The following is a 24,343-nucleotide window of genomic DNA, read 5'->3' on the forward strand; positions in this document are numbered from 1 at the left end:
TCCCTGTAGGAGCTGCCGAAGGCTGCGATCTTTTGATCTAAAAAAAAGGCGACCCGTGGGTCGCCCTTTTTACTTACGCCGCACTGAACAACCGATGCGGATCGATCACAAACTTCTTCGGTACGCCGGCATCGAACTCGCCGTAACCTTCCGGCGCCTGGTCGAGGCTAATGACCTGCACGCCGACCACTTCGGCGATGTTGATGCGGTCCCACATGATCGCCTGCATCAGTTGGCGGTTGTACTTCATCACCGGGGTCTGGCCGGTGTGGAAGCTGTGGGATTTGGCCCAGCCCAGACCGAAGCGGATGCTCAGGCTGCCCATTTTCGCGGCGGCGTCCACGGCACCCGGATCCTCGGTCACGTACAGGCCCGGAATACCGATCTTGCCGGCGACGCGCACCACGCCCATCAACGAGTTGAGCACGGTGGCCGGGGCTTCGGCTTTCACCCCGTCATGCCCGTGGCCGCGCGCTTCGAAGCCCACGCAATCCACCGCGCAATCGACTTCCGGCTCGCCCAGCAGTGCGGCGATCTGTTCGTGCAGCGGCGTGTCCTTGGACAGGTCGACCACTTCAAAACCCTGAGCCTTGGCGTGCGCCAGGCGGATGGTATTGACGTCGCCGATGATCACCACCGCCGCCCCCAGCAAACGCGCCGAGGCCGCAGCGGCCAGCCCGACCGGGCCGGCGCCGGCGATGTAAACGGTGCTGCCCGGGCCAACGCCCGCCGTCACCGCACCGTGATAACCGGTCGGAAGGATATCGGAGAGACAGGTCAGGTCGCGGATTTTCTCCATGGCCTTGTCGCGATCCGGCAGTTTCAGCAGGTTGAAGTCGGCATACGGTACCAGCACGTATTCGGCCTGGCCGCCGGTCCAGTCGCCCATGTCGACATAACCGTAGGCACCGCCGGCACGGGCCGGGTTGACGGTCAGACAGACACCGGTGTGCTGCTCCTTGCAGGAACGGCAGCGCCCGCAAGCCACGTTGAACGGTACGGAAACCAGGTCGCCGATCTTCAGGTTCTCGACGTCGGAACCTTTTTCGATCACTTCGCCGGTGATTTCATGGCCCAGCACCAGACCGGTCTGCGCCGTGGTCCGGCCGCGCACCATGTGCTGGTCGGAGCCACAAATGTTGGTGGACACCACACGCAGGATTACACCGTGTTCGATCTTCCTGCCGCGCGGGTCCTGCATTTTCGGATAGTCGATTTTCTGTACTTCGACCTTGCCAGCGCCGAGATACACCACACCACGATTGCCAGACATGCTTTCACCTCGCTGTTGTTTTTATGGAACTGCGTTGCCCAGGCAGGCAGCGCGTTAAGTGCTCGGGTACAGATGCTGATTGTTGTGTTGCCTGTTATGGCCTCTTCGCGAGCAGGCTCGCTCCCACAGTTGATCTTTGGTGTGACAGAGACCTGTGTTTCGACACAAATCCCTGTGGGAGCGAGCCTGCTCGCGAAAGCGATCTAGAGAACGACCGTGCGATTGGCGTTGAGAAACACCCTGCGCTCAATGTGATAACCCACGGCCCGGGCCAACGTCAGCCCCTCGATATCCCGCCCCTTGGCAATCAGATCCTCGGGGTAATGACTGTGATCCACCGCCTCGACACCCTGGGCAATGATCGGCCCTTCATCGAGGTCGTTGTTGATGTAATGCGCCGTCGCGCCAACCAGCTTCACGCCCTTGTTGTAGGCCTGGTGATACGGCTTGGCACCCTTGAACCCCGGCAGCAGCGAGTGGTGAATGTTGATCGCCTTGCCATCGAGCTTGCGGCACAGCTCCGGTGACAGCACCTGCATGTAGCGGGCGAGGATCACCAGTTCGGCGCCGGACTCTTCGATCACCTGGCACACCTGACGCTCCTGCGCCGGCTTGTCGTTGGGGTCGAGGGGGAAATGGTAGTAGGGAATCTGGTGCCAGTCGGCCAGCGGCTTGAGGTCCGGATGGTTGGACACCACCGCCGCCACGTCCATCGATAGTTGGCCGATACGCTGGCGGTAGAGCAAATCGTTGAGGCAGTGATCGGCCTTGGAGACCATGATCACCACTTTTGGCCGGTAGTTCGGCGCGGTCAGCTCGAAGACCATGCCGAATGCCTCTCCGCGCTCGGCGAGGCCGGCGCGGAAGGACTGCTCGTCGAAACCGTCGGGCTGACGGAATTCCACGCGAATGAAGAAACGGCCCGAGAGCCGGTCATCGAACGAATGGTGCTCGGTGACGTAGCAACCCTGCTCGAACAGAAAACGCGTCACCGCGTCCACCGTGCCGAGCACGCTGGGGCAGTCGGCGGTCAGAATCCAAGTGTCTGGGGCGCGGCTCATGGTGCGGTGACTCCTGTTCTTTTGTGCGCGGTGTCTGGGGGATTTTTGCCCCTCACCCTAGCCCTCTCCCGGAGGTAGAGGGGACTGACCGAGGTGTTCTTTCGAGCTACGCCGACCTGAAATATCGCGGCGAACTCAGGCTCGAAAACTACACAAATCTGCTCCCTTTCCCCCTTGGGGGAGAGGGCTGGGGTGAGGGGGTAAGCTTTTAGGCTTGTACGCTCAACCCGTATTCAGCCGAAGCATCCTGCAGCCACAACCACCAGTAGTCCGAGAAGCTGCGGCGGATCAGCAGTTCCCAGGTGTCTTCGGCGGTATGGCGGATCATCAGCTGCGACTTGGCGAACACCGTGCCCACCGCTTTGCCGACCGGGAAGTTGTTCGGGTGCACGTCATAGCTGGTGGATTTCATCAGCACCTGACGCACGTTCGGCCCGCTCAGTTCGAGCACCTGCTGGCCGCCGCTGACGTTGACGATCGCGATGTGCAGGTCGCCCAGCGCTTCGCGCAGTTTCTGCTCGGCGGCGAATTCTTCACCGCTTGGCACGATCAGCAGCCACTCGTCCGGGCCCATCCATTGCAGGCTGGTTTCGCCTTTGACGATCACGCTCAGGGCGCCCGGCAACTCAATGCCGAGGGCCTTGTGTACGCCGGCGGCGAACGCTGCATCGTGGCCGTCGCCACGAATCGTCAGGTGACCGAGGAGTTTCTTTTCACGCACGATCACGCCGGCGTTCTTGCGACCCTTGCCGACCAGGCTGGCGAGGTCGGCATGGTGCAGCGACGACTCGGCCTTGGCCCCGGTGGTCGGGCGTTGTTGGTATACGTTGGCTGTGGTCATAAAGCACCTTCCTGAATTCTGACTTGAACCCTTTGCAAGCAGATCTACCGCTATCGCGAGCAGGCTCACTCCTACAAGGGGTACGCGATCACCTGTAGGAGTGAGCCTGCTCGCGATGAAGTCACCGCGGTGCGACTGGCACTCCACAGGAGCCGAACCCTCAAATATTCTGCCGATCCCCCTTCGGATCGAAGAACACCGAAGACACAATCTCCGCCTCGATCACGCTGCCATCGGCCAGCGGCGCGAACACCCGCTCGCCCATGCGCTTCAGACCGCCCTTGACCACGCCCATGGCAAACGAATAGCCGAGGGAGTTGTGCGCGTAGCTGGAGGTCACGTGGCCGACCATGGTCATCGGGATCGCCTGCTTGGTGTTGAACACCAGTTGCGCACCTTCCGGCAGCCAGACGTTCGGGTCGATCGGCTTCAGGCCCACCAGTTGTTTACGCTGATCCTTCACGCAGTCTTCTCGGTTCATGCCGCGCTGGCCGATCCACGAGAACGGTTTGGTGCGACCGACGCACCAGCCCATGTTCAGGTCGTCCGGGGTCATCGAGCCGTCAGTGTCCTGACCGACAATGATGAAACCCTTCTCGGCGCGCAGCACGTGCATGGTTTCAGTGCCGTACGGCGTCAGGTTGTACTGCTTGCCGGCCTCGACGATTTTCTCCAGCACGCCCATCGCGTAGTCGGCCTGCACGTTGACTTCGTACGACAGCTCACCGGTGAACGAGATGCGGAACACCCGCGCCGGCACGCCGCCGACCAGACCTTCTTTCCAGGTCATGAACGGGAACGCTTCGTTGCTCAGATCAATGTCGGTCACGGCGCTGAGCAGCTTGCGGCTGTTCGGCCCGGACAGGGTCATCGTCGCCCAGTGGTCGGTGACCGAGGTGAAGTACACCTTCATCTCTGGCCATTCGGTCTGGTGGTACAGCTCCAGCCATTGCAGCACGCGAGCCGCGCCGCCAGTGGTGGTGGTCATGACGAAATGGTTGTCCGCCAGGCAGGCCGTCACACCGTCATCGAAGACCATGCCGTCTTCTTTGCACATCAGGCCGTAACGCGCCTTGCCCACGTCGAGCTTGGTCCAGGCGTTGGTGTACACGCGGTTGAGGAACTCGCGGGCATCCGGGCCTTGAATGTCGATCTTGCCCAGGGTCGAGGCGTCGAGCAGGCCGACGCTGTCGCGCACGGCTTTGCATTCGCGCTTCACTGCGGCGTGCATGTCTTCACCGTTTTTCGGGAAGTACCAAGGACGTTTCCACTGGCCGACGTCTTCAAACTCGGCGCCGTTTTTCAGGTGCCATTGATGCAACGCGGTGTAGCGTACCGGCTCGAAGATGTGCCCACAGTGACGACCGGCCACGGCGCCGAACGTTACCGGCGTGTAGTTGGGGCGGAACATCGTGGTGCCCATCTGCGGGATGGTCACGTTCAGCGAGCGGGCGGCAATGGCCAGGCCGTTGACGTTGCCGAGCTTGCCCTGATCGGTGCCGAAACCCAGCGCGGTGTAACGTTTGACGTGCTCGACCGACTCGAAACCTTCGCGGGTCGCCAGTTCGATGGCGGCGGCGGTGACGTCGTTCTGCAGGTCGACGAATTGTTTCGGCGCACGCGAAGTGCCCTTCTCGTGCGGCACTTGGAACAGCGCCAGGGTCGCTTCTTCGAGACGGCTCAGCGCTTTTGGCAGCGTGCCTTCGACCACCGCGAAACCGGCTTCACTGGCAGCGCGTGCGCCACCTTCGAAACCATCGGCCAGCGAATCTCCGAGGCCGTAAACGCCGTTGATGCCGCCGACGCACACACGCTTCTGCGGTGCTTCGCCCGGTACGAAACCGAGGATGTCTTCACGCCAGATCGGCTTGCCACCGAGGTGCGAAGCCAGGTGCACCACCGGGCTGTAACCGCCGGAACTGGCGATCACGTCGCAGTCGAGCCATTCGCCCGGGCTGGTCACGGTGTGCGCTTTGACGTCAATCGCGGCGATGCGGGCAGCGGTGACGCGCTTGCTGCCACGGGCCTCGATCACGGCGCTGCCGGTGAGGATGCGAATGCCTTTGGCGCGGGCTTCTTCCACCAGCGCACCACGCGGATTGCTCCGTGCATCGGCGATGGCCACCACTTGCAGGCTGGCGTCGAGCCAGTCCAGCGCCACGCGATAGGCGTGATCGTTGTTGGTGGTCAGCACCAGCTTCTTGCCCGGTGCCACACCGTAACGGCGCACGTAAGTCGAGACCGCACCGGCGAGCATGTTGCCCGGCACGTCGTTGTTGCCGTAGACCAGCGGACGTTCGTGGGCGCCGGTCGCCAGCACGACACGCTTGGCGCGAACCCGGTGGATGCGCTGACGCACCTGACCGATTGGCGCACGGTCACCGAGGTGATCGGTGAGGCGTTCGTGAATGGTCAAGAAGTTGTGGTCGTGGTAGCCATTAACGGTGGCGCGCGGCAACAGCAGCACGTCCGGGGTGTTCTTCAGTTCAGCAATGACGCTGGCCACCCACTCGATCGCCGGTTTGCCGTCGAGGCTTTCGCGCGAATCGAGCAGGCTGCCGCCGAACTCTTCCTGCTCATCAGCGAGGATCACCCGCGCACCACTGCGCGCAGCCGCCAGGGCCGCGGCGAGACCGGCAGGGCCGGCGCCGACGATCAGCACGTCGCAGTGCTGGTTCATGTAGTCGTAGGTGTCCGGATCGACTTCGGTCGGCGAACGGCCAAGCCCTGCAGCCTTGCGAATGTACTTCTCGTAGGTCATCCAGAACGATTGCGGGTACATGAAAGTTTTGTAGTAGAAACCCGGCGGCATCAGCTTGCCGCCGACCTTGCCGAGAATCCCCATCATGTCGTTGTTGACGCTCGGCCAGCCGTTGGTGCTGGTGGCGACCAAACCTTGATACAGCGCCTGTTGCGTGGCGCGCACGTTGGGAATCTGCGTGGCTTCGGTAGCACCGATCTGCAGCACGGCGTTCGGCTCTTCGGCACCGGCGGCGAAGATCCCGCGAGGACGCGAATACTTGAAGCTGCGGCCGATGATGTCGACGCCGTTGGCGATCAGTGCCGAGGCCAGCGAGTCGCCCTCGAAGCCTTTGTAGCTCTGACCGTTGAAGGTGAAGCTCAGCACTTTGTTGCGGTCGATCCGTCCACCGTTGGACAGGCGATTGGTCTGGCTCATACCTTCTCTCCCAGCGCCGTCGTGGCTGTTTTCGCCGTATCAGCCTTGTCGGTGAATTGCGGCTTGGTGCCGATCTTGTAGGTTTCGAGAATCTCGTAGGTCACGGTGTCGCGGGTGACGTTGAAGTACTGGCGGCAACCGGCGACGTGATCCCACAGCTCGTGGTGCAGACCACGCGGGTTGTCGCGGAAGAACATGTAGTCGCCCCACTCTTCATCGGTGCAGGCGTTCGGATCCAGTGGGCGCGGGATGTGCGCCTGACCGGATGCATGGAATTCCTCTTCGGAGCGCAGTTCGCCGCAGTGAGGACAGAAGATATGCAACATGGGGATTTCTCCTGTTAGTGGGCGACCGCAGCAGCGCCGTGTTCATCGATCAACGCACCGTTGTGGAAACGGTCGATGGAGAAAGGTGCGGCCAACGGGTGCATTTCACCCTTGGCCAGACTCGCGGCAAACACGTTGCCCGAGCCAGGAGTCGCCTTGAAGCCACCGGTGCCCCAACCGCAGTTGAAGAACATGTTCGGTACCGGGGTTTTCGAAATGATCGGGCAAGCGTCCGGGGTGGTGTCGACGATGCCGCCCCACTGGCGGTTCATGCGCACCCGCGACAGCACCGGGAACATCTCGACGATGGCCTGGATGGTGTGCTCGATCACCGGGTACGAACCGCGCTGGCCGTAACCGTTGTAACCGTCGATACCGGCGCCGATCACCAGGTCGCCCTTGTCCGACTGGCTGATGTAACCGTGCACGGCGTTGGACATGATCACGCTGTCGATAATCGGTTTGATCGGCTCGGACACCAGCGCTTGCAGCGGGTGAGATTCGATCGGCAGACGGAAACCGGCGAGCTTGGCCATGTGCCCGGAGTTACCGGCGGTGACCACACCGACACGCTTGGCGCCGATGAAACCCTTGTTGGTCTCAACGCCGATGCACACGCCGTTTTCCTTGCGGAAACCGATCACTTCGGTCTGCTGGATCAAGTCCACGCCCAAGGCGTCGGCGGCACGGGCAAAGCCCCAGGCCACGGCATCGTGACGGGCGACGCCGCCGCGACGCTGAACAGTCGCGCCCATCACCGGGTAGCGGGTGTTTTTCGAGCAGTCGAGGTACGGAATCTCGTCGGCCACTTGCTTGGCGTTGAGCAGTTCGCCATCAACGCCGTTGAGGCGGTTGGCACTGACCCGACGCTCGGAATCTCGGATGTCCTGCAGGGTGTGGCACAGGTTGTAGACGCCACGCTGGGAGAACATCACGTTGTAGTTCAGATCCTGCGACAGACCTTCCCACAATTTCATCGCGTGTTCGTACAGGTGCGCCGACTCGTCCCACAGGTAGTTCGAGCGAACGATGGTGGTGTTGCGCGCGGTGTTACCGCCGCCCAGCCAGCCCTTCTCGACCACGGCGACGTTGGTGATGCCGTGCTCTTTCGCCAGATAGTAGGCGGTCGCCAGACCGTGCCCGCCGCCGCCGACGATGACCACGTCGTAGACCTTCTTCGGCGTCGGCGTGCGCCACATGCGCTGCCAGTTCTCGTGGTGGCTGAGGGAGTGTTTGAAGAGGCCGAAGCCCGAATAGCGTTGCATAGTCATTTACTCCAAACCGCTCAGCGATAAACCGGGTAGTCGGCGCACAGTGCCGCGACGTTCTTGGCCACATTCGCTTCAACGTCGGCGTCACCGAGGTTGTCGAGGATGTCGCAGATCCAGCCGGCCAGCACTTCGCACTGGGCGACCTTGAAGCCGCGCGTGGTGACGGCCGGGGTGCCGATACGCAGGCCCGAGGTCACGAACGGCGATTGCGGGTCGTTCGGCACGGCGTTCTTGTTGACGGTGATGTGCGCACGGCCAAGGGCAGCGTCAGCATCTTTGCCGGTCAGGCCCTGACGGATCAGGCTGACCAGGAACAGGTGGTTGTCGGTACCGCCGGACACTACATCGTAGCCACGTTTGATAAACACGCTGGCCATCGCCTTGGCGTTGTCGATCACTTGCTGCTGATAGGCCTTGAAGCCTGGCTCCAGCGCTTCCTTGAAGCACACCGCTTTACCGGCGATGACGTGCATCAACGGGCCGCCCTGGGCCCCGGGGAATACCGCGGCGTTGAGCTTCTTCTCGATCTCTTCGTTGGACTTGGCCAGGATCAGCCCGCCACGCGGACCGCGCAGGGTTTTGTGGGTAGTGGTGGTGACCACGTCGGCGTACGGCAGCGGGTTCGGGTACAGGCCAGCAGCGACCAGACCGGCCACGTGAGCCATGTCGACGAACAGCAGCGCGCCAACCTTATCGGCGATCTGGCGGAAGCGCGGGAAGTCCAGGGTCTTGGAGTAGGCGGAGAACCCGGCAACGATCATCTTCGGCTTGCACTCGACGGCCAGACGCTCGACTTCGTCGTAATCGATCAGCCCGGTGTCGGTGTTGATCCCGTACTGCACCGCGTTGTAGAGCTTGCCCGAGGACGACACTTTCGCGCCGTGGGTCAGGTGACCGCCGTGGGCCAGGCTCATGCCGAGAATGGTGTCGCCCGGCTGGATCAGCGCCAGGTACACGGCGCTGTTGGCCGAGGAACCGGAGTGCGGCTGGACGTTGGCGTAATCGGCGCCGAACAGTTGCTTGGCGCGCTCGATGGCCAGCGCTTCGACTTTATCCACATGCTCGCAGCCACCGTAGTAGCGCTTGCCCGGATAACCTTCGGCGTATTTGTTGGTCAGGCCGCTGCCCTGCGCTTGCATCACGCGTTTGCTGGTGTAGTTCTCCGACGCGATCAGCTCGATGTGATCTTCCTGACGTTGCTCCTCGGCATTCATTGCCGCCAGCAGTGCATCGTCGTAACCCTGGATCTGGTCTTGCTTGCTGAACATCGCGTCTCTCCCAGCGGCATCTGTGCGCCATTCGTCTCGGTAAGGCACTGGCAATCAAGGCAGTGCCCTTTGATGCCGATGGTATGACCGGCGCAGACAGCTCAAATGCCTGCGGACGCCACGCAAAGGTGCGTTTACGACATGGCCGGAAAAGGCTGGTCGGACACATCATCCAAAACTGCGGAGATCCTCTGTGGGAGCGGGCTTGCTCGCGAAGAGGCCGTGTCAGTCGACATCAATGCCGCCTGACACACCGCCTTCGCGAGCAAGCCCGCTCCCACAGGGGTCAGGTGTATGCCGTGCGGACGGCGAGCAATAGGAGGAAATGCGCGGGGTAGAGGGCGTAAGCCCAGCGCCGCATTGGCGGTGGCTGGAGATGTCGCCCATGTCGCAACAGGAACATTCCGAGCATTGGCGCGAACAGGCAGGTGGCAATGCCAAGTATGGCCACGCTACTGCCGAACCTCGCCGACTCATACAGTACCTGCCACTGATTGCCCGCCAGACACACCAGCCCCGGCAGCAGGCTGAAATACCACGGACGGCGAAACACCAACAGCAGCGCCAGCGGCAACAGAACGCCGAAGAACCCGAACATCAGTCGCTCCGGAAAAACAGCGGCCAGCACCAACGCAGCGACACCCAGTAATCGCGACATGATCGAGGGATCCTGCCAGCCCCGCGCCACCAGCAACCCCAGCGCCAGCGTAGGCATCACGTTCAAGGTGTCGGGATCAGGAATGTACAAGCGGTACGGAATCTCACTGACCGCACTGAACAACAGCAGCCAGCCCAGATAGCGCCACTCGGTCTTCTGCGCACCGGCCCGGGACAGGTTCGCCGCCATCGCCAGGCAGAACCACGGGAACGCCAGACGTCCCGGCACATACAGCCAATCGGCGCTGATCCCGACATATCGCAGGTGATCGAGCAGCATGCTCAGCAGCGCCAGCCACTTGAGAAGATCCAGCGCGCCGTCGCGTTTAGTCACGTGCATAATCGGGTAACAAACTGGTAATTTTCTGACAGCGACATCCCGTGTGCTCCCCGGAAGATCTTCGGTAAAGTGCGCACCCTCATTGACCACGAGCCTTCACAAGAGTCTCGACCACGGAAGCCGGCCATGACCGACAAGAGCCAACAATTCGCCAGCGACAACTACTCCGGTATCTGCCCTGAAGCCTGGGCCGCCATGGAACAGGCCAACCACGGCCACCAGCGCGCTTATGGCGACGATGAATGGACCGCACGTGCGGCCGACCATTTCCGCAAGCTGTTCGAAACCGACTGCGAAGTGTTTTTCGCCTTCAACGGCACCGCCGCCAACTCGCTGGCGCTGTCGTCGCTGTGCCAGAGTTACCACAGCGTGATCTGCTCGGAAACCGCCCACGTCGAAACCGACGAATGCGGCGCCCCGGAATTTTTCTCCAACGGCTCGAAACTGCTGATCGCCGGCACCGAAAACGGCAAGATCACCCCGCAGTCGATCCGCGAAGTTGCGCTCAAGCGCCAGGACATCCACTACCCGAAACCGCGCGTTGTGACCCTGACCCAGGCCACTGAGGTCGGCAGCGTGTACACCCCGGAAGAAGTCCGCGCCATCAGCGCCACCTGCAAAGAGCTGGGCCTGCACCTGCACATGGACGGCGCGCGTTTCTCCAACGCCTGTGCGTTCCTCGGCTGCTCGCCGGCCGACCTGACCTGGAAGGCCGGCGTCGATGTGCTGTGCTTCGGCGGCACCAAGAATGGCATGGCGGTGGGTGAAGCGATCCTGTTCTTCAACCACAAACTGGCCGAAGACTTCGATTACCGCTGCAAGCAGGCCGGGCAACTGGCGTCGAAAATGCGCTTCCTCTCGGCACCGTGGGTCGGCATCCTCGAAAACGACGCCTGGCTCAAATACGCTCGCCACGCCAACCACTGCGCGCAACTGCTGGCCGAGCTGGTCAGCGACATTCCGGGCGTGGAACTGATGTTCCCGGTGCAGGCCAACGGCGTATTCCTGCAACTCTCGGAACCGGCCATCGCCGCGCTGACCGCGAAAAACTGGCGCTTCTACACCTTCATCGGCAAGGGCGGCGCACGCTTCATGTGCTCGTGGGACACCGAAGAAGAACGCGTACGCGAACTGGCCCGCGACATTCGCGAAGTGATGTCCGCCTGATTCCTTGAGCCGATAAGATCCCCTGTGGTGAGGGGATTTATCCCCGATAGGCTGCGCAGCAGCCCCAAAACCTGCCATTGAGTTTCTGTCTGACAGAGACTGATTCAGACTTTGGGCCTGCTGCGCAGGCCATCGGGGATAAATCCCCTCGCCACAAAGTTACACCCCACCTTACGTGTTTGCCTCTTGGTCTACATTGTCTGTCGAGCCCTCCGCTCACATAACAATAAGCAGGAGCATCGGCATGTCGCTACAAGGCAAAACCCTGTTCATCACCGGCGCCAGCCGTGGCATCGGGCGTGAGATTGCGCTGCGTGCCGCGAAAGACGGGGCCAATATCGTGATTGCGGCCAAAAGCGCCGAAACCCATCCCAAACTGCCCGGCACCATCCACAGCGTAGCCAAGGAAGTCGAAGCCGCTGGCGGCAAGGCATTGGCCCTGCAAGTCGATGTGCGTGATGAAGACGCGGTGCGCAATGCGCTGGCCCAGGCCAACGAGCATTTCGGCGGCATCGATGCGCTGGTCAATAACGCCGGGGCGATCAAGTTGACTGGCGTGCAGCACATCGAACTCAAGCGTTTCGACCTGATGCACCAGATCAACACCCGCGCGGTACTGCTGTGCAGCCAGGCCGCCCTGCCCTATCTGAAGAAATCCGCCGGACACATCCTCAACTTGTCGCCACCGCTGAACATGGCGAACAAGTGGTTTGCCCAGTTCAGCCCCTACACCGTGACTAAATACGGCATGAGCATGCTGACGATCGGGATGAGCGAGGAGTTCGCCAGTTACGGCATCAGCGTCAATTCACTGTGGCCGCAGACCATGATTGCCACCGCCGCCATCGAATTCCAGTTGGGCAACCGCGAGTCGTTCAAGCATGCGCGCACGCCGGCGATCATGGCGGATGCGGCGCATGTGATTCTGGGAAGCAGCGCACGACAGATCACTGGACGGCTGCTTATCGACGAAGAAATTTTGCGTGAGCACGGCGTGACTGAGTTCAAGCATTACCGGTTCGAGCCGGACAGCGACGCCGCACTGATGCCCGATCTGTTTATCGATTGAAGCGCATAACCCTGTGGGAGCGAGCCTGCTCGCGAAGAGGCCGTGTCAGACAGCACAGATGTTGAATGACACACCGCCTTCGCGAGCAGGCTCGCTCCCACATTGGATTTGTGCAGTGGTCTAGAATTCGATGCGCACGTCGCCCTTCGGCACGCTGCAGCACGACAAGATAAACCCTTCCGCCTCGTCGTCCTCGGTAATCCCGCCGTTGTGCTCCATCTCCACCTCGCCCCCCAGTTTCATCACCTTGCACGTCCCGCAAATCCCCATACCGCAAGCTTTCGGGATCATCAGGCCAAGCTTGGCCGCCGCCGCGTGCACGGTTTCGCCCGGTGCCACGCGAATGCTCTTGCCGGAGGCGGTGAACTCGACCTGATGCAGATCCGCCGCATCGATTTCCGGCGCATCGGCGGCCTGCTCGGCTTGCTCCACCGCATCGGCACGAGCTTCCGGTGGCGTGGCGCCGAAGGATTCCTCGTGATAACGCGACATATCGTAACCGGCCACTTCCAGCAGGCGCTTGACCGCGTTCATGTACGGCGTCGGGCCGCAGCAGAACACTTCGCGCTCAAGGAAGTCCGGCACCATCAGTTCGAGCATCTTGTGATTGAGGTAGCCGCGATAACCGGCCCACGGCTCGCCCAACCCGTGTTTCTCGCAGATCAGGTGCAGGCTGAAGTTGTCGATCCGCGACGCCATGTGCTCCAGCTCGCGGTGATAAATGATGTCTTTCGGCGAGCGCGCGCTGTGGATAAAGGTCATGTCGACGTTGGCGTTGGTGTCGTAGAACCAGCGCGCCATCGACATGCACGGAGTGATCCCCACGCCGCCGCTGAGATACAGCACTTTCGGGCTCGGGAAGTCGATGGCGTTGAACAGCCCGACCGGCCCGTGCACCGCCAGCTCCTGGCCTTCATGCAGGGTGTCGTGCAGCCAGTTGGAGACCTTGCCCCCCGGCACACGCTTGATGGTCACCGAGAAGCTGTACGGCACCGACGGCGAACTGGAAATGGTGTACGAGCGCATGATCGGCTGGCCGTCGATTTCCAGCTCCAGGGTCACGAACTGCCCGGGCTTGAAGAAGAACAGGATCGGCTGGTCGGCCATGAAACAGAAGGTGCGCACGTCCCAGGTTTCCTGGATGACTTTGACGCAACGGACGATGTGTCGGCCATTCGCCCAGGTCTGGGTGGTGACCGGATTCAGGAAGCTGTTGGACATGCTGTTCTCCACGGCCGACTGTCGGCCTTCATGTGGCGATTCTGCGTATAGCGTGAACCGTCCGTTTACCTATCCGCGACATCGGCATACTTATCGCGACCAGCCCCCAACCGCCGGGGGTTGCGCGTCGGGAACAGATTGCACCATGTCGCCCATGGATAAGGTTCCGGCCAGCGCCGGCCCCACACTCGCCCCACACCAAGACGAATTCTTTACACCTTGCGTAGCAACCCTGATCAGCCACTTTCGCGGCCACGCAGATGGCCTTGAGGAATACATCGATGGACGTCACCGCAAAAATCAGCCTGGGCGATCCGCTGGAACCCGCACGCAAGGCCACCGCACAGATGCTGCAGGAGCGCGAGCGCACTTTCTCGCTGCCGCAGCCGTTCTACAGCGACGAACGCCTGTTCGATATCGACATGCAGGAGATCTTCCAGAAAGAGTGGTTGATCGCCGGCATGACTTGCGAGATCCCGGCCAAGGGCAACTACCTGACCCTGCAGGTCGGCAAGAACCCGATCATCGTCATTCGTGGCGCCGACGGTGTGGTGCATGCCTTTCATAACGTCTGCCGCCACCGAGGCTCGCGCCTGTGCACCAGCGAAAAGGGCAAGGTCGCCAAGCTGGTCTGCCACTACCACCAGTGGACCTACGAACTGGACGGGCGCCTGCTGTTCGCCGGCACCGAGATGGGCGCCGACTTCGACATGAAGCAGTACGGCCTCAAACCGGTGAACGTGAAGACTGCCGGCGGCTACATCTTCATCAGCCTGGCGGAGAATCCGCCGGCCATTGATGACTTCCTGTCGACGCTGAACCACTACATGGAACCGTACGACATGGAGAACACCAAGGTGGCGATCACCACCACCTTGATGGAAAAGGCCAACTGGAAACTGGTGCTGGAAAACAACCGCGAGTGCTACCACTGCAACGCGTCGCACCCGGAACTGCTGAAAACCCTGCTGGAATGGGACGACGTCACCGACCCGCGCGCCGATCAGGCCTTCAAGGATCACGTCGCCGCCTCCGCCGCTGCCTGGGAAGCCGAGAAAATTCCTTATGCACACGCCAGTTTCGGCCTGCGCAACCGCATCGTGCGCATGCCGCTGCTCAAGGGCACCGTGTCGATGACTCTGGACGGCAAACAGGGCTGCGCCAAACTGATGGGCCGGATCAAGAACCCCGACCTCGGCTCGATGCGCATCCTGCACCTGCCGCATTCGTGGAACCACTGCATGGGCGACCACATCATCGTCTTCACCGTGTGGCCGATCAGCGCCCAGGAAACCATGGTCACCACCAAATGGCTGGTGCACAAGGACGCGGTCGAAGGCGTGGATTACGACGTCGAGCGCATGCGCCAGGTGTGGGACGCGACCAACGATCAAGACCGGCGTCTGGCCGAAGAGAACCAGCGCGGGATCAACTCCACGGCTTATCAGCCGGGGCCGTACTCCAAGACCTATGAGTTTGGCGTGGTCAACTTCGTGGATTGGTACAGCGAGCGGATGCTGAACAACCTTGGGGCCGAGCCTGCGCCGTACCTCAAGGGCGTGCCTGTTCAGGGTTGAAAATCGCCAGTGCCGACAATAAAAAACCGCGAGCACGCTCGCGGTTTTTTTATTGCAGCCGTGGCACCGTTACCAGTTCCAGGATCTGATGATGCTCTGCGCCGCCTCGAAGATATTGTTCACATCAGCGGCACTCGGCGGACGTTTATAGTCCGGGTCGATTTTTCTTTGCAGCGCATCGTACAAACCATCGATCTTTTCTTCGGTTCGTTTCTTGTCGCGAAGTCGAAGAGCATCGAGCTTTGCTTTATTTGCATCAAGCGCCCGATTTTCTTCAAGATTGATTGCGCGACACCACTCGCCTTCAATAGGATCGATAAACGGCGGTGGCCCGATGGGTTTAAATGGTTTGATCATTAAACACCTCACAGACCATAAAATGGCTTCAGGAGAACCAGCCTCCAATCCAACTGACGACCGAATTGAAAGTATTGGTAATTTTCTCCCAGACATTCTTCAGCCAACTGAGGATCTTCTGGCCAATCTCGATAAAGAAGTCACCGATCTTGTTGAGTACGCCATTAAAGAGATTGCCAAAGTTTTCCATAAAACCAATAACCGCATCGGCACTGGCCGGAAATTTGTCAACTTCATTGATGGCCGCGTCGTAGATTTTGTCGATTCGCTCTTCGGCAGCCTTCTGGTCACGTTTACGCAGTTCCTCAAGTTTTTCCTTGTAGGACTTGGTATCGGTCGACCCGGAATTCTGGAACGCTTCGGTGGCTTTCACCAGCCCTTTTTCCGATTGATTCGACTGTCCTTCTCCTGCTTCCCTGGCTTCTTTTTCCAGCCTTTTCACACCTGGATCATTGGCACCATTACTCAGATAAAGGCTGCGCAGGTGAATCTGTTGCAGGCGTGGCGAAGCCATCAGTACGCCTCGTGCCGCACCCGACGAGCGTTTCTTGGCATGAACGCGCATTTCGTTCAGCAGTTCGACATAAGCCTCTTTCGACGGAGGAACGGCCGCTTCGGCGACCGACTTGACTTTTGACTTGGCTGCTTCAGACATTTTGGAACTCCTTGTAGTGTTGTATTTATCGCACTTGGTGTTGTGCCCCGGCAGACAAATGCTGCTGATAAAACCGGCAGACAGCACTCGTCAAAAAACTCATACTCCGCCCATGCAACTGCTCGTTGTCTTTTTAATTCCGGCAATTATCAAACAGCATCCCACATGAAATACGCGCGAATTAAACAGCTTTCGCAGCGCCATCCCGAAATGGATTAATCACAAAGTAGGGTTTCTTGATAAAAAGCCAATAAATTGACTAAAAGTACTCCATTACAAAAAAACTCCTGCATTGAACCCGGCGGAATTTATTGCTGAACAATTTTGTTCAATTCCTCACGTGCAGCCAAGTAAAGTCGCAGCCACCATACCTGTCAAACTTGCCAATAGAACTATCGGAAACTGTTTCTATTTTGATTCGGCATATACCGACAACCAAACCCTTTAACTAGCCAGCACAAGAGAAGTTAAGGTTTTTATATTTTCAATGCATGAAAAGGCCTGCGGTACAGATACCGCAGGCACCCGGTCATGTGGATGACCACCTCACACTGCCATCCTCGCCAATAAACTCCTCGAAAATCTCCTCCCCCACCAACCTGATTTTCGCGTACCCGTTCAACACCCGCAGCGGATAGTCCGGATCCTTCGCATCCTGGGTCTCGGAAAACAGTATCCGTGGATGCCCGTTCAGCTCGCTGGTGGTGCCATAGGGAATCGCTCCGTGCCCGGCACAGCGCGCATGCAGTCCGCCCTGGGTGGCGTAGACGATGCCATTGTGCAGATGCCCCCAATACCAGTAATCCGGCTCGCGCCCCAGTGCATCGCACACCGGTTGATACAGCGCGGTCTTGTTGTGTCCGGTGATATCAAAACCCTGATGATGACTGAGCACCATGAGCTTCTTGCGTTTGGGCAAGCCCTTCATCCAGGCGATTTGCGGTTCGTTCAGCGTGCCGTCCATGTACAGGTTCATCACGTCCGAGGCATAGGCCGTGTCCAGCCCGACAATCAGCCAGTCGTCATTGATCAAGGCAAAGTAGCTGGTGCCCTGCTGCCCCGGAAAACGCGCGGCCAGTTCCTTGAAGTAACCGTGGGCGCCGCTGTACATCTCGTGGTTGGAATTGAGGGTGAACGAGCCGTGGGTGCCCATCGGCCAGCCCGACATGTCGGTGTCCTCCTGGGAGTGGGTGCCCGCGTAATAGACATCCCCCAGGTGAATGGTGAAGTCGGCATTGGCCAGTTGCATCTGGTTGGCCACCGACACCGCCGGCGCATGGCTGTTGAACGGCCCGGTGCCCCAGTCGCCGGCGATCGCCAACGTCACTTCGCGATCCATGGTCACCAGCGCTGGGTCGGTGCCGAAGGTCGCGTGGTGACGCAGGTTTTCGATCCATTTGAGCAGCGCCTCGCTCCACAGCAGATCCAGCAGTTCCCACTTGCGGCAGCCGAGCAGCGTGCCGTCCTTGAGCACTTTGGTTTGCAGTTGATCGGGGGACTGCGGCAATGGCGTCGCATTGCCGATGCGCAGGATCGACAACCCGTGGGACAACTCCCACGGCACCGCCGGCTCGTCATCCGGCAACTCGCCGTTTTTCAGCACGTATTGCGCCTGATCGTGACCGCGCTGCAGCAGCTTGATGATCGCCTGAAACTCCTGCGGCTCCAGCTCGCTGATGAGCTTCATCCAGGCCATTTCCATGCGCGTGAACAAGCCGTGAATGCGCAGTTTGACCTTGTCGTACTCGTGTTCCCAATGACTGACCAGTGACATGGCGTAATCCTCTATCCGTAAGGGCTCACAGGGTTTTCATGAATTCGATCAACGCACGTTTGTCGTCGTCCGACAGCGTGGTGCCATACAGGTGACCGCTGTTGTGGTTGCCCTCCAGTCGGGTGTCGTATTTGAAATCCGCCGAGGCTTTGGCTTGAGCGCCCGTGGTGACGAAACCGACGTTGACCGGGTCGTAGACGTCGGAGCCGGTGATGAACACCACCGGACGTTTTTCCGGCGGTTGCAGCAGGTCCCACAGGGTCGGCACCGAACCGTTGTGCAGGTACGGCGCGCGCAGCCAGATACCGTCAGTCGGCGTGTTGCTGTAGCTCTGGGTCTTGCGATACGCGCCGAAGTCGAATGGCGGTTTCTTGAAGGTGTGGAACGCGGTCACCAGACCGGTGGTGAACGAGTCCAGCCGATGTGGATCGGTGCCGAGTTGATCGATATTGGTGGTGACTTGCCCGGTGTCGGCGCGACCGAAGTCGTGGCACGCGGCGCAATTGGCATCCCAGATCGGCTTGCCTTGCGCGACTTTCGCCTGATCCAGCGCCCATGGCCACGCCGGCGCCTTGTGCCCGAGCAGCCAGTTGGTCACTCGGTTGAAGCTCGGCGGCAGCACCGATTCCGGGGTCGCGCCCACGGCCATCGCGGCGGCGTAGTTGCGTTCGTGGATCTTGTTGTTATTGCCGTCCCAGTGCAGGTACATCGATTCCCGCGGCTTCTGGTTCCACACTTGCGGCAGATCGACGGTGCCGATGGTCGAGTCATCCGGGAAGCCGAACACCACCATTTTCGTCGGGTTGAAGGTGTCGGTGCGGCCCGGGCCCTGTTGCGGACGCAGCTTCTGCCAGGCGTAGGCCTGCTTCTGCTTGAGCAAGGCGCTTTTCGCCATCGGGATGATCAGATAGCGGTTGTAGAGCTTCTCGAAAAAGCCCAGCTGGAATTTGCCGTTGATCGCCGCCATCACCGCGTCGGTGGTGAATTTCGGGTCGCTAGCGCAATCGTAGGCGAACCACTGGAAGGCTTGCAGTTGCAGGGTGTTGGCCGGCGCGCTGGGTACGTTGACCGCAACCTCGCTGGCATTGGCCCGGTAGGAACCGGTGTGACACAGCGCGCAGTTCGGTTCCACGGTCGGGTAACCGATCTGCCGCTTGGCCATGCCGATCGGCAGGTCCTTGCCGTTCTCATAGAGAAAGCCGAAGACTTCCCAGCCGCCGGGTTTGGGCAGTTTTTCCGGGCACATCTGCGGCAGCACGGCGAACAGGTAATACGGGATCCGCGCTTCGATGCCCAGACCGATGGCGGCGTATTTGTAATGATCTTCGTCGGAGGCGTATTCCTGCTCCGGCACCACGCGCAGCATCTGGTACCAGGTCTGGTAACCGATGAAACCGAGCAGCGCCAGTACGACCAAGGTACCGACCTTGAAGGTATGGCTCTGCCATTGCCGCGCCCAGGCCGCGCGCCACTCGCGCCAGCCATCGCACAGCAGCGCCCATGGCCGGTTCGCGGGCGTGGTACCGAGGTACAGCAGAATGCCGAGGATCAGGAAGAAGCTCAGATCGCCCATCAGCATCGGCACGAACACCGAGCCTTGAATGCTCGTATTGATCAGGTAAATCCAGAACACCACGGCGATCAGCCGCGTCAGTACGCACAGCCAGGAATGCACCACATAGCGCGGCGCATTGAAGCCCGACGGCATGTAAAACACGCTGATGCCCACCAGCAGCATCCCGGTGTTTTCCAGCCACGGGTCGGAGAGTTGCGGCGGCAGACCGACCACCGATGTCAGCAATCCCGGCGCGAACAGCGCCGGGATCGCGAACACCATGTTCATCGCAATGCCGATCCAGATGAAGCGTTGAAACCAGCGAATACAGGTATCCATGTCATCCATTTCCTTCTGACCACCAACCAGCGATGTCCCCTGTGGTGAGGGGATTTATCCCCGATGGGTCGCGAAGCGGCCCCAAACCCTGCCGGCGCGGTCTGTCAGGATGATCGCGCACTCAGGTTTTACGACTGCTGCGCAGCCGATCGGGGATAAATCCCCTCGCCACAGAGAATCTCCTCAACACAGAAATCAGTAATCGATCTCAGCCGAGGGCCGTTTTCTCCAGGTGCTCAAGGATGAGCGGATACACATCCACCACCGCGTTCTTGCCGAACATGCAGTCGATGTGGCCGTAGCCCGGCACCACATGCCGGCTGTAGCGCTCCGGCCCGTGGGCTTCGCAGACTCGCTGGTAGGTCTTGAGCGTGCTTTCCGGCAGGTAACACTGGTTCTCCGCGCCGCTGATAAAGCAGATCGGCATCGTCAGCCGCTCGAAGTGCGGCATGTACACATCGTTGCCCTTGAAATCCACCAAGTGCCCTTTGCGCACGATCAGCGCCAGGTGCTCGAAGGTCTCGATGTTCGATTCGCCGAACAGTTCGTGCAGGTTGTCGTGCAGGGTTTCGTTGAGGGTGTCGTGGCGATACAGCGAGGCGTACATGAAAGTGATGCGGTGGCACACCGGGTTGGTGCAATAACCCTGCGCCTCGATTCGCGCGTAACCGTTGAGGGCCTTGTCGTAGAGGCGGTTGAACCAGTTTTCCTTGCTGTCGGCGTAAGCCGTCATCGATTTGATACCGATTGCATCGAGCATGCCCGGCAGGTGCAAACCGGCCTTCAACCCGGTAGCCGTGGCAACCACAGTGTCAGCGGCAATCTGCGAGCAGACCACCGAACGCACACCCTGCAGCCCTGCCAGCAACGACATGAAGAATGTCGTCGCGCCGTAGCAATGCACCACGCACTGCACGTCTTTGGCCTGCGTCTCCTGCTGAATCTGCGCAATGGCAGCCTTGAAGTCGTACTGGGCGATCTGGTCGCCGTTCCATTCCTTCTTGCTCGCCGGCAGCAGAATGCTCACCCGGAAATCCAGCAGCCACACGTCGTAGTCGTGCTTGCACAGGTACTCCAGCAGGTTGGTCTGGATGGTGTCGGTGGAAAAGATATTCGAACCGACACCCAGGCCATGCACCAGCATCACCGGGCCTTTGCTGCCGGCCTGATAACGGGTCAGGCGCAGCTCGACACCGTCCTCGGTGGGGAAGAAATGCACCGCCGGGGTCGGCGCATCCAGCGGCCGTTTCAGGCGTGGCGGCGCGTCGGGGTTGAAGTAGATATCGCCAGCGAAGACCCCGCCGTAACTCTCCCAGAGAATCCCGGCGAAGAACTTGCCGAAGCGCGCCAAGCCTTCGATGCGCTCGCGCTCGTTACGCGCGTTGAGCACTTTCATGGTGGTCATCTGCTTGGCGAAATCGCTCGGATGAATGTGCATCACTCCGGAGCCGATCACCTCGCCCGACTTGTCCGGCCCGCGATACAGCGTCACGTACAGGGTGCTGGTGTCGTGCCAGATGTTCAGCACGCCGTTGTCTTCCGGCACGGTTTTGAAGGCGCTGAAGAAGTAGTCGCTGCCGTCCTCGGCGGTCAGTTTCATGTCGTATTTCATGTGCCGCGTGTCGACCTGCTGCTCGAATTGCTCGAACAGGTTGAACACGCCATTGCTGGCGGTCAGCGGTTGCGGCGACAGCGCCGGGGCATTGACCGTACCGACAATGGTCGCGGCGTGCTCCGGTTCCTTGATCATCCGGTTGAGGTCGTTGGCGGTGATGGTCAGGGTAAAGTCGATCGGCGAATTATCTGCCTCGCCGCGTTTGGCCGCCGCCTCGTAGACTTTCAGATCGGTGCTTTGCGCGGCGGTGAAGGCGCGGGAGAAATAGCCTTTCATGGTTTCGGTGAACTGCACGCCGAGAGTCGGTGGTGCCACCTGTTTGCGCGGTGCCGACGGCAGCGTGTAGTCGATCTGCCAACCACGGTCGGCGGCCAGCAGGCCCATGTTGCGTTCACTCACAGCGGAGATGGTCAGCAGCGGATTGACCGCCAGCGAGGTCGGAATCACCGCGCCGTCGGTCACGTACAGACTGGGGTAAACATCGGTGCCGGCCGCGCCGCTGAACACCTGGCCCTTGTGATTGACCACGCCTTGCGTCGCGTCTTCGCCCATCACGCAACCGCCCAGCGGATGCACAGAAACGATGCTGTGCTTGAGCAGCCTGGTCCAGATCGGATTCTCGACCCAGACCCCGCCCAGTGCCTTGGTGCTCTGGTACAAACGTTCGTTGCCGAGCTTGAAGTTTTCCTGCTCACCGACACCCGGCCAGTCGATGCGCAACTGGTCCTTGTTGTCGAGAATCATCCGGCCCTGGCCGCTGTCGTGGCTCATGATCAGGTAGGTCTGCATATTGTGCAGCGCGCCGTAATACGGGCCACGCAGGAAGCTTTCGGCCTCGCGCTCCTTGTAGCCGAGCTTGCCGCTGAAACTGTCGTCCGTGGCCTTGCCGATCATCTCGGCAAACCCGGCCATCGCCGGCACCATCGGCCGGCCGAGGGCGCCGGGGATCGAGCCTTCCTCGATGACCATGCGGCTGCGCCATTCACCTTCGGTGCGCATGTCGATGATCGAGGTGATGCACGGGCCGACCGGGTGCAGCTCCTTGGCCGAATGCGCGCCGAAGCCGATGCCGTTGATGGTCTGCTCGCAGTTGTGGCCGAAGCCGAGAATGTCACCGTTACCGCTCATGTTCTCGCCGAGCTGGCCGGACATCACCAGACCCTTGTCCCGCGAACGCAGCAGGATCTCGGTAGAGCCGAGAGTGCCGGCGGAGACCACGACGATATCGGCCTTCACGAACAGCGTCGGCGCGTCGAATTTCTCGCGCCCGCTGTCGAGGTACTGGAAGTGCACGATCCAGCCATCGCCGTCGCGCTCCAGATGCCGCACCTCAGCCTGGCAGAAAATCTCCGCGCCATGGTTCCAGGCATCCGGCAGATAGTTCATCAGCGTGGTGTTCTTGGCCTTGTTGTTACAGCCCGAGACGCAGTCGCCGCACTGGTTGCACGGCAGTTGTTCGACGCCGACGTGGTTGAGGTTGTTCGGCAGCTTGTCGAAGGTCACGTTGATCGGTGGCTTGTAGAAATGCGCGCCTTGCTTGAGGTAGTCCGCAGACTTTTTGTTGGCGTCGAGCTTGGGCAGGTTCGGCGCGCTGTTCGGATACGGATTGGGCTTGAGCATTTCCCGGGCGCGGGCGTAACCGTCCTTGAGCAGCGTATCGCGATGATCGCGTACCGCCTGCGGCCAGCGTGGATCCTCGAACACCCCGGGTTCCGGCTCCAGGGCAACGTTGGCGTTGATCAGCGATGTACCGCCGAGGCCGCAGCCGACCACCACGTTCTGCTGGGCATTCACATGCAGATCGAACAGCCCGGTGCGCGAGCCGATGTGGCCGTCCGGGTCATGCACCTGCAGCTCTTCAGTCGCGGCGATCATGGTGTTGGGGTATTCACCGGGCTGGATTTCCCGCCCGCGTTCGAGCAGGCACACCTGCTTGCCGGCCCGGGACAGGCGCGACGCAGCAATGCCGCCGCCATAACCGGAGCCGATGACGATCACGTCGTAGTGTTCCTTGATCTCGCTGATGGGCGTTGCGATGCGTGTCATGAGGGTGTTCCTCTTCTCAGGCAGATGGGGCAACTCTGCGGTTGCCTGCAATCTATGGGCGAACGGGCACCTGGCCTCCGGGTCGAGCCCGGCGACAGCACAGCAGTTAAAGCAGGAGGTCGCTACAGACGAGCGCGTTGATTGGCCGCACGACGTAACGTGCGCTTGCGTGGCGAGGGGGGATGGCGGTGTGGGCGGCTATCCATCATGCGTTCTCCCAGAACCTGATGTGGATAAGTGACGGCTGTCCTTGTGCCATTGCAGTGAAGACAGCGCAGGAATCGAAGTCAAGGCAACGGTTTAGAACTGTATGAAATCTGATCAATTGCTGTTTGGACTATGCCCGACGGGGCCTGCAGGGTTTGGCAAACAAGTTATCCACATAACCGCCCACAGCAATTGGGGGTAACTGTGGATGACTGGAAAAATAACTCGCTGATTTGTGAAGAAAAATCGTGACTTATCCAGAATGATGGTTTGCCAGACACATTGGCTATTTTTTGATCAAGTCTTTGTAAGCCACGGTTTTCATGGCTTGTAGAGGATGGCGAACACGTTATCCACAGAAGCACCAACAGAGTTCGGGGGTAACTTCGCGGCGGCTGTGGAAAAGCGCTGAGGGCTGTGTGAAATCGCGGTTTACACGGGGATTATCAGCTTTAAAAGCTTAATCGATCAATTATTGATCAATCCTATACAGGCCACGTTTTATATGGCTTGCAGCGGACAGCGAACATCTTGTCCACAGAAGCG

The 24,343-nt window shown here is 60.3% G+C and carries 17 protein-coding genes; 3 read left to right on the forward strand and 14 right to left on the reverse strand.

The features are described from left to right. Positions 1-73: 73 nt before the first annotated feature. The 8 genes from fdhA to ACM6I7_RS04980 form a co-directional block, all read right to left on the reverse strand. Complete coding sequence (gene fdhA, locus ACM6I7_RS04945) at positions 74-1,273, reverse strand: formaldehyde dehydrogenase, glutathione-independent (RefSeq protein ID WP_027610665.1); 1,200 nt, start codon at positions 1,271-1,273, stop codon at positions 74-76. A 203-nt stretch (positions 1,274-1,476) separates the two neighbouring features. After that, on the reverse strand, positions 1,477-2,334 hold the full coding sequence (gene purU, locus ACM6I7_RS04950) for a formyltetrahydrofolate deformylase (protein WP_115988742.1): 858 nt from the start codon (positions 2,332-2,334) through the stop codon (positions 1,477-1,479). 208 nt (positions 2,335-2,542) lie between these two features. Next, the gene (locus ACM6I7_RS04955; RefSeq protein ID WP_008086919.1) at positions 2,543-3,175 is read right to left on the reverse strand and encodes a sarcosine oxidase subunit gamma; all 633 of its coding nucleotides are present in this window, start codon (positions 3,173-3,175) and stop codon (positions 2,543-2,545) included. Between the two features lie 160 nt (positions 3,176-3,335). After that, positions 3,336-6,353: a sarcosine oxidase subunit alpha gene (locus ACM6I7_RS04960; RefSeq protein ID WP_027610663.1), complete on the reverse strand. Its 3,018-nt coding sequence runs from the start codon at positions 6,351-6,353 to the stop codon at positions 3,336-3,338. Beyond that, on the reverse strand, positions 6,350-6,679 hold the full coding sequence (locus tag ACM6I7_RS04965; RefSeq protein ID WP_003228964.1) for a sarcosine oxidase subunit delta: 330 nt from the start codon (positions 6,677-6,679) through the stop codon (positions 6,350-6,352). Before ACM6I7_RS04965 ends, ACM6I7_RS04960 begins: the two co-directional genes overlap by 4 nt. 14 nt (positions 6,680-6,693) lie before the next feature. Further along, positions 6,694-7,944, reverse strand: a complete 1,251-nt coding sequence (locus ACM6I7_RS04970; protein ID WP_003206307.1) for a sarcosine oxidase subunit beta — start codon at positions 7,942-7,944, stop codon at positions 6,694-6,696. A 20-nt stretch (positions 7,945-7,964) separates the two neighbouring features. Then, positions 7,965-9,218, reverse strand: a complete 1,254-nt coding sequence (gene glyA / locus ACM6I7_RS04975; protein WP_027610662.1) for a serine hydroxymethyltransferase — start codon at positions 9,216-9,218, stop codon at positions 7,965-7,967. A 286-nt stretch (positions 9,219-9,504) separates the two neighbouring features. Next, entirely contained in the window at positions 9,505-10,215 is a 711-nt protein-coding gene (locus ACM6I7_RS04980; RefSeq protein WP_253151281.1) for a TraX family protein, read from the reverse strand. A 126-nt stretch (positions 10,216-10,341) separates the two neighbouring features. Between ACM6I7_RS04980 and ACM6I7_RS04985 the strand changes: the two genes are divergently transcribed. Together ACM6I7_RS04985 and ACM6I7_RS04990 are read left to right on the forward strand one after the other, a co-directional pair. After that, entirely contained in the window at positions 10,342-11,382 is a 1,041-nt protein-coding gene (locus ACM6I7_RS04985; RefSeq protein WP_016772826.1) for a low specificity L-threonine aldolase, read from the forward strand. A gap of 244 nt (positions 11,383-11,626) precedes the next feature. Continuing rightward, positions 11,627-12,451: an SDR family oxidoreductase gene (locus ACM6I7_RS04990; protein ID WP_414888078.1), complete on the forward strand. Its 825-nt coding sequence runs from the start codon at positions 11,627-11,629 to the stop codon at positions 12,449-12,451. Positions 12,452-12,571: 120 nt separating this feature from the next. Here ACM6I7_RS04990 and gbcB read toward each other — a convergent pair whose 3' ends face one another. Beyond that, positions 12,572-13,672, reverse strand: coding sequence for a glycine-betaine demethylase subunit GbcB (gene gbcB / locus ACM6I7_RS04995; RefSeq protein WP_095187122.1), 1,101 nt, complete (start codon positions 13,670-13,672; stop codon positions 12,572-12,574). A gap of 281 nt (positions 13,673-13,953) precedes the next feature. On the opposite strand from gbcB, the gene gbcA reads away from it, so the two are divergent. Continuing rightward, on the forward strand, positions 13,954-15,249 hold the full coding sequence (gene gbcA, locus ACM6I7_RS05000) for a glycine-betaine demethylase subunit GbcA (protein ID WP_027610658.1): 1,296 nt from the start codon (positions 13,954-13,956) through the stop codon (positions 15,247-15,249). Between the two features lie 69 nt (positions 15,250-15,318). Here gbcA and ACM6I7_RS05005 read toward each other — a convergent pair whose 3' ends face one another. The 5 genes from ACM6I7_RS05005 to ACM6I7_RS05025 form a co-directional block, all read right to left on the reverse strand. Beyond that, the gene (locus ACM6I7_RS05005; protein WP_064589561.1) at positions 15,319-15,606 is read right to left on the reverse strand and encodes a hypothetical protein; all 288 of its coding nucleotides are present in this window, start codon (positions 15,604-15,606) and stop codon (positions 15,319-15,321) included. 28 nt (positions 15,607-15,634) lie between these two features. After that, positions 15,635-16,261, reverse strand: a complete 627-nt coding sequence (locus ACM6I7_RS05010; RefSeq protein WP_064589562.1) for a hypothetical protein — start codon at positions 16,259-16,261, stop codon at positions 15,635-15,637. 529 nt (positions 16,262-16,790) lie between these two features. Next, positions 16,791-18,035 carry a metallophosphoesterase family protein gene (locus ACM6I7_RS05015; RefSeq protein ID WP_414888080.1) on the reverse strand — a complete coding sequence of 415 codons (1,245 nt, stop codon included), beginning with the start codon at positions 18,033-18,035 and terminating at the stop codon, positions 16,791-16,793. A gap of 25 nt (positions 18,036-18,060) precedes the next feature. Continuing rightward, positions 18,061-19,929, reverse strand: a complete 1,869-nt coding sequence (locus ACM6I7_RS05020; RefSeq protein WP_414888081.1) for a hypothetical protein — start codon at positions 19,927-19,929, stop codon at positions 18,061-18,063. Between the two features lie 208 nt (positions 19,930-20,137). Next, on the reverse strand, positions 20,138-23,590 hold the full coding sequence (locus tag ACM6I7_RS05025) for a GMC oxidoreductase (protein ID WP_414888082.1): 3,453 nt from the start codon (positions 23,588-23,590) through the stop codon (positions 20,138-20,140). Positions 23,591-24,343 lie beyond the last annotated feature (753 nt).

It is taken from the genome of Pseudomonas sp. IT-93MI4 (assembly GCF_949767635.1).
GTDB classification, from domain to species: domain Bacteria; phylum Pseudomonadota; class Gammaproteobacteria; order Pseudomonadales; family Pseudomonadaceae; genus Aquipseudomonas; species Aquipseudomonas putida_A.

Coding starts and splice junctions, on each gene's coding strand:
- fdhA (WP_027610665.1), bottom strand. CDS start 1,273: ATGTCTGGCAATCGTGGTGTGGTGTATCTCGGCGCTGGCAAGGTCGAA.
- purU (WP_115988742.1), bottom strand. CDS start 2,334: ATGAGCCGCGCCCCAGACACTTGGATTCTGACCGCCGACTGCCCCAGC.
- ACM6I7_RS04955 (WP_008086919.1), bottom strand. CDS start 3,175: ATGACCACAGCCAACGTATACCAACAACGCCCGACCACCGGGGCCAAG.
- ACM6I7_RS04960 (WP_027610663.1), bottom strand. CDS start 6,353: ATGAGCCAGACCAATCGCCTGTCCAACGGTGGACGGATCGACCGCAAC.
- ACM6I7_RS04965 (WP_003228964.1), bottom strand. CDS start 6,679: ATGTTGCATATCTTCTGTCCTCACTGCGGCGAACTGCGCTCCGAAGAG.
- ACM6I7_RS04970 (WP_003206307.1), bottom strand. CDS start 7,944: ATGCAACGCTATTCGGGCTTCGGCCTCTTCAAACACTCCCTCAGCCAC.
- glyA (WP_027610662.1), bottom strand. CDS start 9,218: ATGTTCAGCAAGCAAGACCAGATCCAGGGTTACGACGATGCACTGCTG.
- ACM6I7_RS04980 (WP_253151281.1), bottom strand. CDS start 10,215: ATGCACGTGACTAAACGCGACGGCGCGCTGGATCTTCTCAAGTGGCTG.
- ACM6I7_RS04985 (WP_016772826.1), top strand. CDS start 10,342: ATGACCGACAAGAGCCAACAATTCGCCAGCGACAACTACTCCGGTATC.
- ACM6I7_RS04990 (WP_414888078.1), top strand. CDS start 11,627: ATGTCGCTACAAGGCAAAACCCTGTTCATCACCGGCGCCAGCCGTGGC.
- gbcB (WP_095187122.1), bottom strand. CDS start 13,672: ATGTCCAACAGCTTCCTGAATCCGGTCACCACCCAGACCTGGGCGAAT.
- gbcA (WP_027610658.1), top strand. CDS start 13,954: ATGGACGTCACCGCAAAAATCAGCCTGGGCGATCCGCTGGAACCCGCA.
- ACM6I7_RS05005 (WP_064589561.1), bottom strand. CDS start 15,606: ATGATCAAACCATTTAAACCCATCGGGCCACCGCCGTTTATCGATCCT.
- ACM6I7_RS05010 (WP_064589562.1), bottom strand. CDS start 16,261: ATGTCTGAAGCAGCCAAGTCAAAAGTCAAGTCGGTCGCCGAAGCGGCC.
- ACM6I7_RS05015 (WP_414888080.1), bottom strand. CDS start 18,035: ATGTCACTGGTCAGTCATTGGGAACACGAGTACGACAAGGTCAAACTG.
- ACM6I7_RS05020 (WP_414888081.1), bottom strand. CDS start 19,929: ATGGATACCTGTATTCGCTGGTTTCAACGCTTCATCTGGATCGGCATT.
- ACM6I7_RS05025 (WP_414888082.1), bottom strand. CDS start 23,590: ATGACACGCATCGCAACGCCCATCAGCGAGATCAAGGAACACTACGAC.